12 protein-coding genes are annotated in these 14,371 nt (G+C 65.4%); 3 read left to right on the top strand and 9 right to left on the bottom strand.

Annotation, left to right across the window (positions count from 1 at the left end):
- Window positions 1–2: 2 nt before the first annotated feature.
- The 9 genes from greA to gloB form a co-directional block, all read right to left on the bottom strand.
- Complete coding sequence (gene greA, locus G3N96_RS08285; protein ID WP_057927897.1) at window positions 3–479, bottom strand: transcription elongation factor GreA; 477 nt, start codon at window positions 477–479, stop codon at window positions 3–5.
- A gap of 118 nt (window positions 480–597) precedes the next feature.
- Window positions 598–3,852 (bottom strand): carbamoyl-phosphate synthase large subunit, encoded by a 3,255-nt coding sequence (gene carB, locus G3N96_RS08280; protein WP_089439702.1) that lies wholly within the window; start codon window positions 3,850–3,852, stop codon window positions 598–600.
- Window positions 3,853–3,917: 65 nt separating this feature from the next.
- A complete protein-coding gene (locus tag G3N96_RS08275; protein WP_206136903.1) occupies window positions 3,918–4,982 on the bottom strand; it encodes a 5-bromo-4-chloroindolyl phosphate hydrolysis family protein in 1,065 nt (354 codons plus the stop codon).
- A complete protein-coding gene (locus G3N96_RS08270; protein WP_206136902.1) occupies window positions 4,979–6,070 on the bottom strand; it encodes a toxic anion resistance protein in 1,092 nt (363 codons plus the stop codon). Before G3N96_RS08270 ends, G3N96_RS08275 begins: the two co-directional genes overlap by 4 nt.
- A gap of 117 nt (window positions 6,071–6,187) precedes the next feature.
- Window positions 6,188–6,847: a leucine efflux protein LeuE gene (gene leuE / locus G3N96_RS08265; protein ID WP_124575856.1), complete on the bottom strand. Its 660-nt coding sequence runs from the start codon at window positions 6,845–6,847 to the stop codon at window positions 6,188–6,190.
- Between the two features lie 37 nt (window positions 6,848–6,884).
- The gene (gene carA / locus G3N96_RS08260; RefSeq protein WP_041492797.1) at window positions 6,885–8,030 is read right to left on the bottom strand and encodes a glutamine-hydrolyzing carbamoyl-phosphate synthase small subunit; all 1,146 of its coding nucleotides are present in this window, start codon (window positions 8,028–8,030) and stop codon (window positions 6,885–6,887) included.
- A gap of 365 nt (window positions 8,031–8,395) precedes the next feature.
- A complete protein-coding gene (locus tag G3N96_RS08255) occupies window positions 8,396–9,613 on the bottom strand; it encodes an MFS transporter (protein ID WP_124575857.1) in 1,218 nt (405 codons plus the stop codon).
- A 156-nt stretch (window positions 9,614–9,769) separates the two neighbouring features.
- Entirely contained in the window at window positions 9,770–11,329 is a 1,560-nt protein-coding gene (locus tag G3N96_RS08250; RefSeq protein WP_069247643.1) for a transglycosylase SLT domain-containing protein, read from the bottom strand.
- Window positions 11,330–11,480: 151 nt separating this feature from the next.
- Window positions 11,481–12,287, bottom strand: a complete 807-nt coding sequence (gloB, locus tag G3N96_RS08245) for a hydroxyacylglutathione hydrolase (protein WP_124575858.1) — start codon at window positions 12,285–12,287, stop codon at window positions 11,481–11,483.
- Between the two features lie 18 nt (window positions 12,288–12,305).
- Between gloB and G3N96_RS08240 the strand changes: the two genes are divergently transcribed.
- The 3 genes from G3N96_RS08240 to dnaQ are packed head-to-tail and all read left to right on the top strand — an operon-like array spanning window position 12,306 to window position 14,331.
- Window positions 12,306–13,118, top strand: coding sequence for a class I SAM-dependent methyltransferase (locus tag G3N96_RS08240; protein WP_089430881.1), 813 nt, complete (start codon window positions 12,306–12,308; stop codon window positions 13,116–13,118).
- Window positions 13,115–13,558: a ribonuclease HI gene (gene rnhA, locus G3N96_RS08235; RefSeq protein ID WP_039347704.1), complete on the top strand. Its 444-nt coding sequence runs from the start codon at window positions 13,115–13,117 to the stop codon at window positions 13,556–13,558. The genes G3N96_RS08240 and rnhA overlap by 4 nt, the downstream gene beginning before the upstream one ends.
- Window positions 13,559–13,596: 38 nt before the next feature.
- Window positions 13,597–14,331, top strand: coding sequence for a DNA polymerase III subunit epsilon (gene dnaQ / locus G3N96_RS08230; protein WP_206136901.1), 735 nt, complete (start codon window positions 13,597–13,599; stop codon window positions 14,329–14,331).
- Window positions 14,332–14,371: the final 40 nt, after the last annotated feature.

Genomic DNA, 14,371 nt, shown 5'->3' with positions numbered 1-14,371 from the left:
CTTCAGATGTAGCTGACCGAGATGATTTCGTACTCGCGCACGCCGCTCGGCGCCTGCACGGCCGCGACGTCGCCTTCGGACTTGCCGATCAGTGCGCGCGCGATCGGCGAGCTGACCGAGATCAGGCCGTGGTCGATATCGGCTTCGTCGTCGCCGACGATCTGGTACTTGACGGTGTCGCCCGACTCGAGATCCTCGAGTTCGACGGTCGATGCGAAAACCACGCGGCCTTCGGCATCGAGCACGGTGGGATCGATGACTTGCGCGGCCGACAGCTTCGATTCGAGTTCCGCGATACGACCCTCGATGAAGCCCTGCTTTTCCTTCGCCGCATCGTATTCGGCGTTTTCGGACAGGTCGCCCTGTGCGCGGGCCTCCGCGATCGCGTTGATCACGGCCGGCCGCTCGACGGACTTGAGGCGCTGCAATTCATCGCGCAGGAGTTCCGCGCCACGCTTTGTCAACGGAATGGTGCTCATAAACGGCTCAATCGCTAAAAACGGCTTTAAAAAAAATCACCGCGATTAAGCGCGTTTCCGATGCACTGGAAACACCGCCTAATCGCGGCACGTGTTGCTTCGACAGGTAACTGACTGCTTAGTTTAGGCGAGCGTGAAGACCTTGTAAATCATAGACTTCCAGATCCTTCAGGTAGCGCAAGCCTTCAACCGCCGCGCGCGCGCCCGACATCGTCGTGTAGTACGTGACCTTGTGCGCCTGCGCGCTCATGCGGATCGAACGCGAATCGGCGATCGCCTGGCGCGTTTCGTCGACCGTCGTGAACACGAGTGCGATCTCGCCGTTCTTGATCATGTCGACGATGTGCGGACGGCCGTCCTTCACCTTGTTCACGACCTTCACCGGCACGCCGGCCGCTTCGATCGCGGCAGCCGTGCCCTTGGTCGCGACGATCGGGTAGCCGAGGTCGTGCAGCATGCGCGCGACTTCGACCGCCTTCGGCTTGTCGGCGTCCATCACGGTCAGCAGCACCGTGCCCGACTCCGGCAGGCGCGAACCGGCCGCGAGCTGCGACTTGAACAGCGCTTCGCCGAACGTCTGGCCGACACCCATCACTTCGCCGGTCGAACGCATTTCAGGCCCGAGGACCGGATCGACGGTCGGGAACTTGACGAACGGGAACACCGCTTCCTTCACGCTGAAGTACGGCGGCTCGACTTCCTTCGTCACGCCCTGCTGCGCGAGCTTCTGGCCGACCATCGCACGCGCCGCGATCTTCGCGAGCGGCAGGCTGGTCGCCTTCGACACGTAGGGCACCGTGCGCGACGCGCGCGGGTTCACTTCCAGCACGTAGATGATGTCCTGCTTCGAACCGTCCGCCTGCGGCACCTGCTGGATCGCGAACTGCACGTTCATCAGGCCGACCACGTTCAGCGCCTTCGCCATCGCGCCCGTCTGGCGCTTCAGCTCGGCAACGGTTTCCTTCGACAGCGAGTACGGCGGCAGCGAGCATGCCGAGTCGCCCGAGTGGACGCCCGCCTGCTCGATGTGCTCCATCACGCCGCCGATGAACACGGCTTCGCCGTCGCAGATGCAGTCGACGTCGCACTCGATCGCGTCGTTCAGGAAGCGGTCGAGCAGCACCGGCGAATCGTTCGACACTTTCACGGCCTCGCGCATGTAGCGCTCGAGGTCGCGCGGCTCGTGGACGATTTCCATCGCGCGGCCGCCCAGCACGTACGACGGGCGCACGACCAGCGGATAGCCGATCTCTTCCGCGAGCGCGAGCGCTTCGTCTTCGGCGCGTGCGGTGCGGTTCGGCGGCTGGCGCAGGCCGAGGTCCTGCAGCAGCTTCTGGAAGCGTTCGCGGTCTTCGGCTGCGTCGATCATGTCCGGCGACGTGCCGACGATCGGCACACCGTGCGCCTCGAGGTCGAGCGCGAGCTTCAGCGGCGTCTGGCCACCGTACTGGACGATCACGCCGACCGGCTTTTCCTTGTCGACGATCTCGAGCACGTCCTCCAGCGTCAGCGGCTCGAAGTACAGGCGGTCGGACGTGTCATAGTCGGTCGACACCGTTTCCGGGTTGCAGTTGACCATGATCGTTTCGTAACCGTCCTCGCGCATCGCGAGGGCCGCGTGCACGCAGCAGTAGTCGAACTCGATACCCTGGCCGATCCGGTTCGGGCCGCCGCCGAGCACCATGATCTTCTTGTTGGTGGTCGGCTGCGCTTCGCACTCTTCCTCGTAGGTCGAGTACATGTACGCGGTTTTCGTCGCGAACTCGGCCGCGCAGGTGTCGACACGCTTGTAGACCGGGCGCACGTTGAGTTCGACGCGGCGCTTGCGGACGTCTTCCGGCGTCGCGCCGAGCAGCTTCGCGAGGCGGCGGTCGGAGAAGCCGCTCTGCTTCAGGTAGCGCAGTTCGTCGAACGACAGCGATGCGAGCGTGCGGCCGCCGAGCGCCTTTTCCTTCAGGATGATCTGCTCGATCTGCTCGAGGAACCACGGGTCGATCGCGGTTTCCGCGTAGATTTCCTGGGCCGTCATGCCGATCCGGAACGCATCGCCGACGTACCAGATGCGGTCCGGGCCCGGCTCGTGGATCTCGATCGCGATCTCGTCGCGGTTGGTCGACTTCTCGTCGAGACCGTCGACGCCCACTTCGAGGCCGCGCAGCGCCTTCTGGAACGATTCCTGGAACGTGCGGCCGATCGCCATCACTTCGCCGACCGACTTCATCTGCGTGGTCAGGCGCGAATCGGCTTCGCGGAATTTCTCGAACGCGAAGCGCGGGATCTTCGTGACGACGTAGTCGATCGTCGGCTCGAACGACGCCGGGGTCTGGCCACCGGTGATTTCGTTCTTCAGCTCGTCGAGCGTGTAGCCGACCGCCAGCTTCGCCGCGACCTTCGCGATCGGGAAGCCCGTGGCCTTCGACGCGAGCGCCGACGAACGCGACACGCGCGGGTTCATCTCGATGACGACCATGCGGCCGTCCTTCGGGTTGATCGAGAACTGCACGTTCGAGCCGCCCGTGTCGACGCCGATCTCGCGCAGCACCGCGAGCGATGCGTTACGCAGGATCTGGTACTCCTTGTCGGTGAGCGTCTGTGCCGGCGCGACCGTGATCGAGTCGCCGGTGTGCACGCCCATCGGGTCGAGGTTCTCGATCGAGCAGACGATGATGCAGTTGTCGGCGCGGTCGCGCACGACCTCCATCTCGTATTCCTTCCAGCCGAGCAGCGATTCTTCGATCAGCAGCTCGCGCGTGGGCGAGAGATCCAGGCCGCGCTTGCAGATCTCTTCGAACTCTTCGCGGTTGTAGGCGATGCCGCCGCCCGAGCCGCCGAGCGTGAACGACGGACGGATCACGACCGGGTAGCCGCTGCCGCCGGTGAGCGCCATGATCTCGGCGTGCACCTGGGTCGCTTCTTCCATCGAATGCGCGATGCCCGACTTCGCGGAACCGAGACCGATCTTGGTCATCGCTTCCTTGAACTTCTGGCGGTCTTCCGCCTTGTCGATCGCTTCCGGCGACGCGCCGATCAGCTCGACGCCGAACTTCTCGAGCACGCCGTGGTGGTGCAGGTCGAGCGCGCAGTTCAGCGCGGTCTGGCCGCCCATCGTCGGCAGGATCGCATCCGGGCGCTCCTTCTCGATGATGCGCGCGACGACTTCCCACGTGATCGGCTCGATGTAGGTCACGTCGGCCGTGTTCGGGTCGGTCATGATCGTCGCCGGGTTGCTGTTGACGAGAACGACCTTGTAGCCCTCCTCACGCAACGCCTTGCAAGCCTGCGCGCCCGAATAGTCGAACTCGCACGCCTGGCCGATGATGATCGGGCCGGCGCCGATGATGAGGATGCTCTTGATGTCTGTGCGTTTTGGCATGGCTCTGTCAATCAATAAATAAACGTTAATGCTGCACGTCGCGGCCGGTTCGCTGGCCGCCGACTTCACAGGGGAGGCGCGCTGGCCTTCCGCTGCTCTGCCTGCTTCAAATCTTCATTCAGGACGCGAAGTAGCGCCTGGAGTCCCTCCAGGTCACTCTCCGCCATCTGGTTCTGCACCTTCTCGAACTGCCCGACCAGTCCCTTGAGACCCGCCTCGATTTCACGCATGTGTTCCGCTCGGGACGGGTTAGATTCTGTCAATCCGTCAGCCTTGACGAAAAACCAACCAAGCCTGATCGCGTTGGGCAATTGCGACGCGAGAAAGTGGTTCAACAGGCTGTACCGCTCGACATCGGTGCCCACCATTCGATGGATACGCTGGCTGGTCCTGATCAGCGCACTCCATTCGTCCTCGATCACACTGCCTTTCAATTGCGAGTACATCTGGCTCATCTCGGCCATTTGTTCGTCGAGGAGGCTTGACGCCAGTCCGTGCCTGTTCGCCGCTGTACCAGCCACGGACGAAAGCTCGGCTTGCTGCAGCGGCTGCGGCGCCGGTCGAGACGACGACATCCACGCGGTCAGGATGTATTCCCGAATCCAGTCCTGCAGTTCCGGGAACCCACGGTAATACTTGTGCAACAACCACTCGATCCGCGCGGAGTCCGGGGTTTCCAGCGCGCGCAACCCCCACCAGACGAGCAGCGCAGCCGGCAACACGATCCATCCTACGCTCAGCCAGACCGTCGGCAGAAAATAGGCAAAAGCGGTCAGAAGCCCGATGGCAAGGTGGACCCGCGGCACCAGGTACAGGTGGCGGAACGCCAACCCCGTGACCGCTCCCATCAGGAAGAGCGACATGCCTGCACCCGCGATCATCACCGCGATTACCCACGGCCCAAAATCCACGAACCGAGCGTGCTTGTCGAATTCGTGCAACTTGTCCACCAGACCGACTGCGGCGACCAGCGACGCCGCACCGACCCCAACCGCCGTTCCCGCGAACGCGGAACCGTATGCCACGAATCCGTGCCACAAGCTCATCCACAGCGCACGGACAATGAGCCGGGTGCCGCCTTTCGGCCGCACCTTTGGCAATTGAAGACGTCCGCCCCAGCGCAGCATCACGCCCCCGCCGCCTGACGCGCCAACGACGTCCGCAGATCCGATTCGAGCTTCTTCAATTCGACCTCGACCGCTGCTCGGTTCTTCCGGCCTTCCGCCTGGATTTCCATCACGTCACCGACCGTGCGCAGCAGCAATTCATTCGCATGACGCACCGATTCGATATCGATGACACTACGCTGGCTTGCCTGCTCGATCGACGTAGCGCTGCGGTGCAGTTGCTCGGCATTCTTGCGCAGCAGTTCATTGGTCATGTCGACCACGGCCTGCTGCGTCTCGTACGCCTGCTTCTGCCGCTCAAGCGCAAGCGCGGTGATGAACTGCGCCTTCCATGCGGGAATCGCGGTATGAATCGCCGTATGGATCTTGTCCACCAGCAGGGCATCGCCATTCTGCACGATGCGGATCTGCGGCAGGCGCTGCAACCCGACCATTCGCGCGAGCTTCAGGTCATGCACCTTGCGCTCGAGCCGATCGATGTTGCGTGCGAGATCCTGCACCTTCTCCTGCTGGAGCGCGCGCTCATCGTCCGACAAGCCGCTCATCGCGGCCTGCAATTCCGGCATACGGCTTTGCCGGAATTCAGCGACGTACTGCTCGCCCGCCGTGATGTACGTGTCCAGGTTCTTCACGTACTGGACGCCGTTCGCGTGCAGGTCGTCCAGCATCGCGATGTCGCGACGCATCGCCTCGCGCCATATCTCTAGCCGCAGCGCCACCTCGTTGATCTGGCCCGACACATCCTCGTAGCGGCGCACGAAACGCTCGACTGCCCGCTGCGCGGTGCCGAGCATACGCGAAACGAAACCCTGCTTCTGCAACGACTCCGGATCCAGTGAACGAATCTGGTCCTGCAGATTCGACAGGAGCACCCCCGCTTCGCCTACATCTTTGCCTTTCACGTCTGCCAGGATGCGATCGGAATACGCGCTGAGCTCGCGCATCGCGTCGTCGCCGAAGGACAGCACGGCAGTGGACGACTCTATGTCGATCGACGTCCGAATGCGCGCGACCGCCCCGTCCGCCTCATTCCGCGGCGTGGCAGCCGCAGATGCGGCCGTCAAATCGATCGATGCAGTGCTCTCGCTCAACGAATTGCTTCCTGGCGTGTCAGTCAAAATGGTTTCCCCGGATGATTGGTCGATTCTTTTTATTGGCCCGCCACCCGACCTGCAAACGCGCAAGCGTTCGCTCGTCGGGTGACTCGCTTAACTCATCGTCGCCAGCGCGAGCTTCACCGAGAATCCGATGAACAGGCCGCCCACGCTGCTCGCCGCGCCTGCTGCAAGCTTGCGGCGGCGGCGGAAGTGCTCGGCGAGCCGCGCACCCGCGAAGATCAGCGTGCTCAGGTACAGGAAGCTCGCGCATTGCGCGATCGCCCCGAGCACGACGAACGACAGCGCGGGATGCGGGAATGCCGGGTCGACGAACTGGATGAAGAACGAGATGAAGAACAGGATCGCCTTCGGATTCAGCAGGCTCACGATCAGCGCCTTGCGCAACGGCCGCTCGCCATCGACCGCAGGCGCTGCCTCGACCGGCGCATTCGCCGGCGCGCGCAGCTTCTGCCACGCGCTGCGCAGCATGCCGGTGCCGATGTAGAGCAGATACGCGGCGCCGCCGTACTTGACGACGGAGAACAGCAGCGGGTTCGCCTTCAGCAGCGACGCGACGCCGGCGGCGGACAACACCATCAGCACCGTGTCGCCGACGAACACCCCGCACGCCGCCCGATAGCCGGCCTTCACGCCGCGCTGCGCCGCGAGCGACAGCACGTACATCGAGTTCGGCCCCGGCAGCAGGATGATGAAGATCACGCCGAACACGTAGGTCCAGATATCCGTGATGCCGAGTGCGTGGCCGAACATGATGCGAATCTCCCGTTCTTCGGTTGCGTCGTTGACGTCAGGCGTTGCGCTGCTTCGCCGCGTCCATCAGCGCGGTGAAACGGTCGAACAGGTAGCCGATGTCGTGCGGGCCAGGCGACGCCTCCGGGTGGCCCTGGAAGCAGAATGCCGGCTTGTCGGTCAGCTCGAAGCCCTGCAGCGTGCCGTCGAACAACGACACGTGCGTCACGCGTGCATTGGCCGGCAGCGAATCCGCATCGACCGCGAAGCCGTGGTTCTGCGACGTGATCACCACGCGACCGTCGCCAAGATCCTTCACCGGATGGTTCGCGCCGTGGTGGCCCGTCTTCATCTTCAGCGTCTTCGCGCCGACCGCGAGGCCCATGATCTGGTGACCCAGGCAGATACCGAAGGTCGGCACGCCGCGCTCGATGAACTGCTTCGTGGCCGCGATCGCGTAGTCGCACGGCTCCGGATCGCCGGGGCCGTTCGACAGGAACACGCCGTCCGGATTCAGCGCGAGCGCATCTTCCGCGCTCGCCTGTGCCGGCAGCACCGTCACGTGGCAGCCGCGCTCCGCGAGCATGCGCAGGATGTTGTACTTGACGCCGAAATCGTACGCGACGACGCGGTACTTCGGCGCTTCCTGCATGCCGTAGCCGCCTTCGAGGCGCCATTCGGTCTGCTTCCACTCGAACGGCTTCGTGGTCGACACGACCTTCGCGAGATCCATGCCCGCGAGACCCGGGAACGAGCGCGCGAGTTCGATCGCCTTCGCTTCGTCGTCCGAGCCCGTCAGGATGCAGCCGTTCTGCGCACCCTTGTCGCGCAGGATACGGGTCAGCTTGCGGGTGTCGATGCCGGCGATCGCGACAACGCCTTCGTCGCGCAGGTAGTCGCCGAGCGTGCGGTCCATGCGGAAGTTGGAGGCGAGCGACGGCAGATCACGGATGATCAGGCCGGCGGCATGGACTTTCGTGGCTTCGACGTCTTCGGCGTTGACGCCGACGTTGCCGATATGCGGATAGGTGAGCGTGACGATCTGGCGCGAGTAGCTCGGGTCAGTCAGGATTTCCTGATAGCCGGTGATCGCGGTATTGAACACGACTTCGCCGATCGTGTGGCCTTCGGCCCCGATCGAATAACCACGAAAGACCGTGCCGTCGGCGAGTGCAAGCAAGGCGGGAGTAAAAGACGGCAACACGGGAGGCTCCTTGGGGAACACCCTGCTGCCGACCTGTTTACCCTGCCGCGCGAGCGCCGCGCTGCGTGGGCGCGCGCGGTCGCTTGCTGGACGCGACCTGCGTTGTCGAGACGCGAACCCGGCGCGTGGCGCACGAGGCTTCGCGGCATCGCCCGGCAGGCGGCGTGCGGCGGATGAACGGGATGAATGAGGTAGGCGCTAGGGTGCGAGGTTGATCAGCACAAACTTTCAAATTATAGCCTGAAAATGGCCCTATCTTCAATTGATATGGCCGTCCGATCGTGCGCGCGCCGCATCCGGCGGCGCGGCGCAACGCGCTGCGGCCCCGTTTACGCGGCCGCCCTACCCGCCAGCGTACCGCCGGATCAGTGCGCTTGACCAGCGCCGCGCGCGGGCCAGACGTACCAGACCGCGCTCGCGAGCTGCAGCGCGAGCAGCACACCCCACGCGGTGAAGTGCGCGGCGGCCGGATAGCGGCCGTCGACCGCCGGCCAGTGCGACAGCACCGCGCCGACCCCGATCTGGAACGCAAAGATCAGCAGGAAGATCACGAGCGTGAGCGTCGTGTTCGCGCGGCCGATCAGGTGAGCCGGAAAATGCCCGGCCATCACCGCGTAGGTCAGGATGCCGACGCCGCCGAACATCCCGTATGCAGCCCACAGCACGGCCGGCGGCAACGGCACGCGCGCGACGATCGCGACCTGGGTCGCGACGAACAGCGCCATGCCGGCGCCGCAGAATGCGTACACGGACACGCCGCGCCGCTCGAGCACCCGCGCCGCGGCGCCGAAGCCGACGCAGCCGGCCATCATCGCGAAACCGAGCACCGACACGAGGCGCGCGGCATGCGGCGCATCGAACCCCGCGACGTCGCGCAAGTACGGCCCGACCCACAGCGACTGCATCGCGTAGAACACGCCCTGCGTGACGACGGAGAACGACGAGATCTTCCAGAACGCACGGCTGCTCAGGATATGCCACGTGCCCTTGAACTGGCTGACGATCCCGCCCTGGTGGCGCACCTGCTGCGCTTCCGGTGCGCCCAGCCCGATCGACGCCGCGACGATCACCGTCAGTACCGCGAGGCCGAAACAGATCGCGCGCCAGCTCGTCCAGCCGAGCAGCCAGGTCAGCGGCGAACCGACCATCACGCCGCCGAGGCCGCCCACGGCCATCACGAGGCCGTTGACGAGCGGCAGCCGGCCGACCGGGAAATGTTGCGCGAGCGCCTTGAACGCCGCGCCGAGACACACCGAGACGCCGACGCCGATCAGCAGCCGGCCGACCATCATCGTGCCGAGACTGTGCGCGGCGCCGAACACGGCCGCGCCGGCGGCCGCGAACAGCAGCATGCCGGCCGTCACGCGGCGCGGGCCGAAGTGGTCGAGCATCACGCCCGCCGGGATCTGCGCGCCCGCGAAGCCGAGGAAATAGAGACTGGTGAGCAGGCCGAGATCGGCGGCCGACAACCCGAGCTCGTGCGTGACGAACGGCGCGAAGCCCAGATTGACACCGCGGAACACGTACGACACGAAATACCCGACCGAAAACAGCGCGAGCACCCTCACCTGCACCGACGACATCACTTCCCCTTGTCATATGAAGGCCTTCGAAGCAGCGCCCCGCGCCGCGCACAAACAAAAACGCCGTCACCTCGGTGACGGCGTTTCCTTGCATTTCGTCGGATGATACCGCAACCGCGCGAACCGGGCTGGCCGCACGATGCGCGCGCGACTGCGTTACTTCTTCTTGCCCTTGTGCGCGGCGGCCTTGGCCGGTGCCGCCTTCGCCGATTTGGCCGCCGGCTTCGCCGCGCCGCGCTTCGCGCCGTGCGACTTGCCGCCCACCGCCAGGCTCGCGCGCTCGATGTGCGCCCCGCCGGCCGACGTCGCGATCCGCTCCGGCCCCGGTTCCGCCGGCACCGAACGGCCGACCGGCACGTGCAGCACGAGCGCCTGGCCCGGCATCACGAGATCGCGGTGCGTCCGGTTCCACGCCTTGAGCTGGCCGACCGATACACCGTAGCGGCCGGCGATCGCCGCCATCGACTGCTTGCGGCGCACGCGGATCAGCATCTTGCGCGTATCGGGTACGTCGGGTTCCATCGCGAGCGCGCCGTTTTCGGCGACGTCGGCGCTGATGTCCTCGTCGTCGTCATCGCCGCGCGGCACGACGATCGTCGAGCCCGGCTTCAGGCGCATGCCGGCCGGAATCTTGTTGATCGACATCAGCGTGTCGGCGTCCACGCCGATCTTCTCGGCGATCGCGGCCGGCCGCGCCCGCTCGCTGACCGTATAGGTGGTCCACGACGACAGCTGGCCGTTGTATGCCTTCAGGTTCTTCTCGAACGCCGACGCGTTGTCGAACGGCAGCAGGATCTGCGGCTCGGTCGCGCCGAGGATCACCGGCTTCGAGAACGACGGGTTCAGCGAGCGGAATTCGTCGAGCGACAGGTTCGCGAGCTTCGCGGCCACCGCCACGTCGATGTCGCGCGACGTCGTGACCGTCACGAAATACGGGTGGTTCGGAATGTCCGGCAGCGCAAGGCCGTACTGCTGCGGGTTCGCGATGATGTTCTTCACCGCCTGCAGCTTCGGTACGTAGTTGCGCGTCTCGTTCGGCATCCGCAGGCTCAGGTAGTCGGTCGGCAGGCCGGCCGCCTGGTTGCGGGCGATCGCGCGCTGCACGTTGCCCTCGCCCCAGTTGTACGCGGCCAGCGCGAGATACCAGTCGCCGAACATGTCATGCAGGCGCGACAGGTAGTCGAGCGCGGCGCTCGTCGACGCGAGCACGTCGCGGCGCTCGTCCTGCCACATGTTGCGCTTCAGGTTGTACGTGCGGCCCGTGCCGGGCATGAACTGCCACATGCCGGCCGCCTTCGCGACCGACAGCGCCTGCGGGTTGTACGCAGACTCGATGAACGGCAGCAGCGCGAGCTCGGTCGGCATGTGGCGCGCCTCGAGTTCCTCGACGATGTGGTACAGGTACTTCTGCGAGCGCTCGGTCATGCGCTGCACGTAGTCCGGGCGCTGCGTGTACCACGTGGTCTGCATGTCGACGAGGTCGGTCTGCAGGTCGGGCATCTGGAAACCGCGGCGGATGCGACCCCAGAGATCGGAGTCCGCACTGGTCAGATCGCCGACGGATTGCTTGTCGACGTCGACAGTTTCTTTGGCGGTGGCGGATTTACGGAGGTAGGTGGACGTCGCCTGCGAATCGGCGGCGTTGTTGGCGACAGGGGCCTGGCTCGCACAAGCGGCGAGCAGCAGAACCACCATCGCACTCAATATAAGTCGCATGAAAATCTCTGCTTCCGACGGCTGGAAATTGCAGGCGATACTACGGAAGTGCGTGCTTCACGTCAATAAAAACACCGAAAACTCAGCGAAATCCTACATTTGGAGCAATTTTTACAGACTCCGCTTGAGCTTTGGAGTCCTCCGGAAATCATCATCGGAACCGGTTTTTCCACTCGCGCATCAGCGTGAACGCCGTCAGACGATCCGGCACCGTTTCATGCAGTTCCGCTTCGAGCGTCGCGCGGATCGCCTCGCTGCCCGCCCGCATGAACGGGTTAACGGCACGCTCGTGCGCGATCGTAGTGGGCAGTGTCGGCACGCCGCGCGCGCGCAGCGCCTGTGCGTCGTCGCGCCACGTGGCGAGCGCCGCATTGCCGGGTTCGCACGCGAGCGCGAAGCGGATGTTGGACAGCGTGTATTCGTGTGCGCAATGCACGTGGGTGTCGCCCGGCAATGCCGCGAGCGCGTCGAGCGACGCGAGCATCTGCGCGGGCGTGCCCTCGAACAGGCGCCCGCAACCGCACGAGAACAGCGTGTCGCCGCAGAACACGTGCGGCGCCGCGTTGCGCTGCCCGGCCGCCTGGAAATAGGCAATGTGGCCGCGCGTATGGCCGGGCACGTCGAGCACGTCGAACGTGGCGGCGGGTGCCTCGAGCGTCACGCGCGCGCCGCCCGAAAGCGGCCGCGTGACCTCCCCGATCGCCTCGGCCGCGGGGCCGTAAACGACGAGCGGAACATCGTCCGGTTGGCTATCGCGCAGGGCCGCGACACCGCCGACATGGTCGGCGTGGTGGTGCGTGAGTAAAATAGCGGTCAACCGCCAGCCTCGTTCGGCTAGAACCCGGCGCACCGGCGCGGCTTCACCCGGATCGACGGCGATCGCATCGCGGCCGTCCGAGACGAGCCAGATATAGTTGTCATCGAATGCCGGAACCGGCACGTATTCCAGCTCGTTCATGGGCGCGCAATCATCGTTATGTCTGACCGTCAAATTATAGACTGGCCCGCCTGGACCGACTCACCGCCCGGCCGCTACGTGCTGGGCTGGGAGCAGGCGCAGCTCGACCGGATCGTGTCCGACGTCTTCGGGTTCCACGCGCTGCAGCTCGGCCTGCCGCAGCTCGACGCGCTGCGCGAGAACCGCATGCCGTATCGCGGCCTCGTGCTCGATCCGGCGAGCGGCGCGAGCGCGCCGTACCAGTATCCGTGGGCGCGCGAAGCGCATGCGCCCGAGCACGCGCCCGACGGCCGCAGCACGACCTGGTGCGACCTGCTCGACCTGCCGTTCGAGTCGCAGAGCGTCGACCTGATCGTGATGCCGCACACGCTCGAATTCACGTCCGATCCGCACCGGCTGCTGCGCGAGGCCGAGCGCGTGTTGATGCCGGAAGGCCAGCTCGTGATCACCGGCTTCAATTCGCTCAGCCTGTGGGGCATGCGGCAATCGTTCGGGCGCATGGCGAACCGCCCGTTCGTGCCGGCCACGCGCGACCAGATCGCGTTCATCCGGCTCAAGGACTGGATCAAGCTGCTCGGCTTCGACCTCGAACGCGGCCGCTTCGGCTGCTACCGGCCGCCGCTCGTCACCGACAAGTGGCTGGCCCGCTACGGCTTCATGGAAGCCGCCGGCGACCGCTGGTGGCCGATCTTCGGCGCCGTCTACATGGTGACGGCCGTCAAGCGCGTGCGCGGCATGCGCCTCGTCGGCCAGATCCGGATGAAGAAGCCCGTGCTCGCACCGGGCCTGACGCCGGCGGCCTCCCCGACCACCCATCAAGAACATTCATGACTACCGATACCATCGACATCTATACCGACGGCGCCTGCAAGGGCAACCCCGGCCCCGGCGGCTGGGGCGCACTGATGCGCTACGGCGACAAGGAGAAGGAGCTGTTCGGCGGCGAGCCCAACACGACCAACAACCGCATGGAGCTGATGGGCGTGATCGCCGCGCTCGAAGCGCTGAAGCGGCCGTGCCAGGTGATCGTGCACACCGACTCGCAATACGTGCAGAAAGGCATCAGCGAGTGGATCCACGGCTGGAAGAAGAAAGGCTGGGTCACCGCGGCGAAGACGCCCGTGAAGAACGCCGACCTGTGGAAGCGGCTCGACGCGCTCGTCGCGCAGCACGAGGTCGAGTGGCGCTGGGTCAAGGGCCACGCGGGCCATCCCGAAAACGAGCGCGCGGACGCACTCGCGAATCGCGGCGTCGAATCGCTCACGGCCTGAACACGGGCCGCTCCCCTGTTTCCTACGTATTTCCCGACATGCGCCAGATCATTCTCGATACCGAAACCACCGGCCTGAACGCCCGCACGGGCGACCGCCTCATCGAAATCGGCTGCGTCGAGCTGCTGAACCGGCGGCTCACCGGCAACAACCTGCATTTTTACGTGAACCCCGAGCGCGACAGCGATCCGGGCGCACTGGCGGTGCACGGGCTCACGACCGAATTCTTGAGCGACAAGCCGAAATTCGCGGAAGTCGCCCACCAGATCCTCGACTTCGTGACGGATGCCGAGCTGATCATCCACAACGCGCCGTTCGACCTTGGCTTCCTCGATGCGGAATTCGCGCGGCTCGGCCTGCCGCCGTTCACCGAGCATTGCGGCGGCGTGATCGACACGCTGGTGCAGGCCAAGCAGATGTTCCCCGGCAAGCGCAACTCGCTCGACGCGCTGTGCGACCGCTTCGGCATCAGCAACGCGCACCGTACGCTGCACGGCGCATTGCTCGACTCGGAGCTGCTCGCCGAGGTGTATCTGGCGATGACACGCGGCCAGGACAGCCTCGTGATCGACATGCTCGACGACGCGGGCGCCGACGGCGGTGCGGGCAACGGCCAGCGCGTGTCGCTCGCCGCGCTCGACTTGGCCGTGGTGGCCGCAAGCGACGACGAATTCGCCGCGCACCAGGCGCAGCTCGACGAACTCGACAAGTCGGTCAAGGGCACCTGCGTGTGGCGCACGTCCGCCGACGCGGGCGCCGCCGAAGCGGCTTGAAGCGGCGGCCGGCGGCACGCGCCGCGGCCGCGCTCACGCG

It is taken from the genome of Burkholderia sp. Se-20373 (assembly GCF_017104705.1).
Lineage (GTDB): Bacteria > Pseudomonadota > Gammaproteobacteria > Burkholderiales > Burkholderiaceae > Burkholderia.
This window is presented reverse-complemented; position numbering and strand designations above follow the sequence as displayed.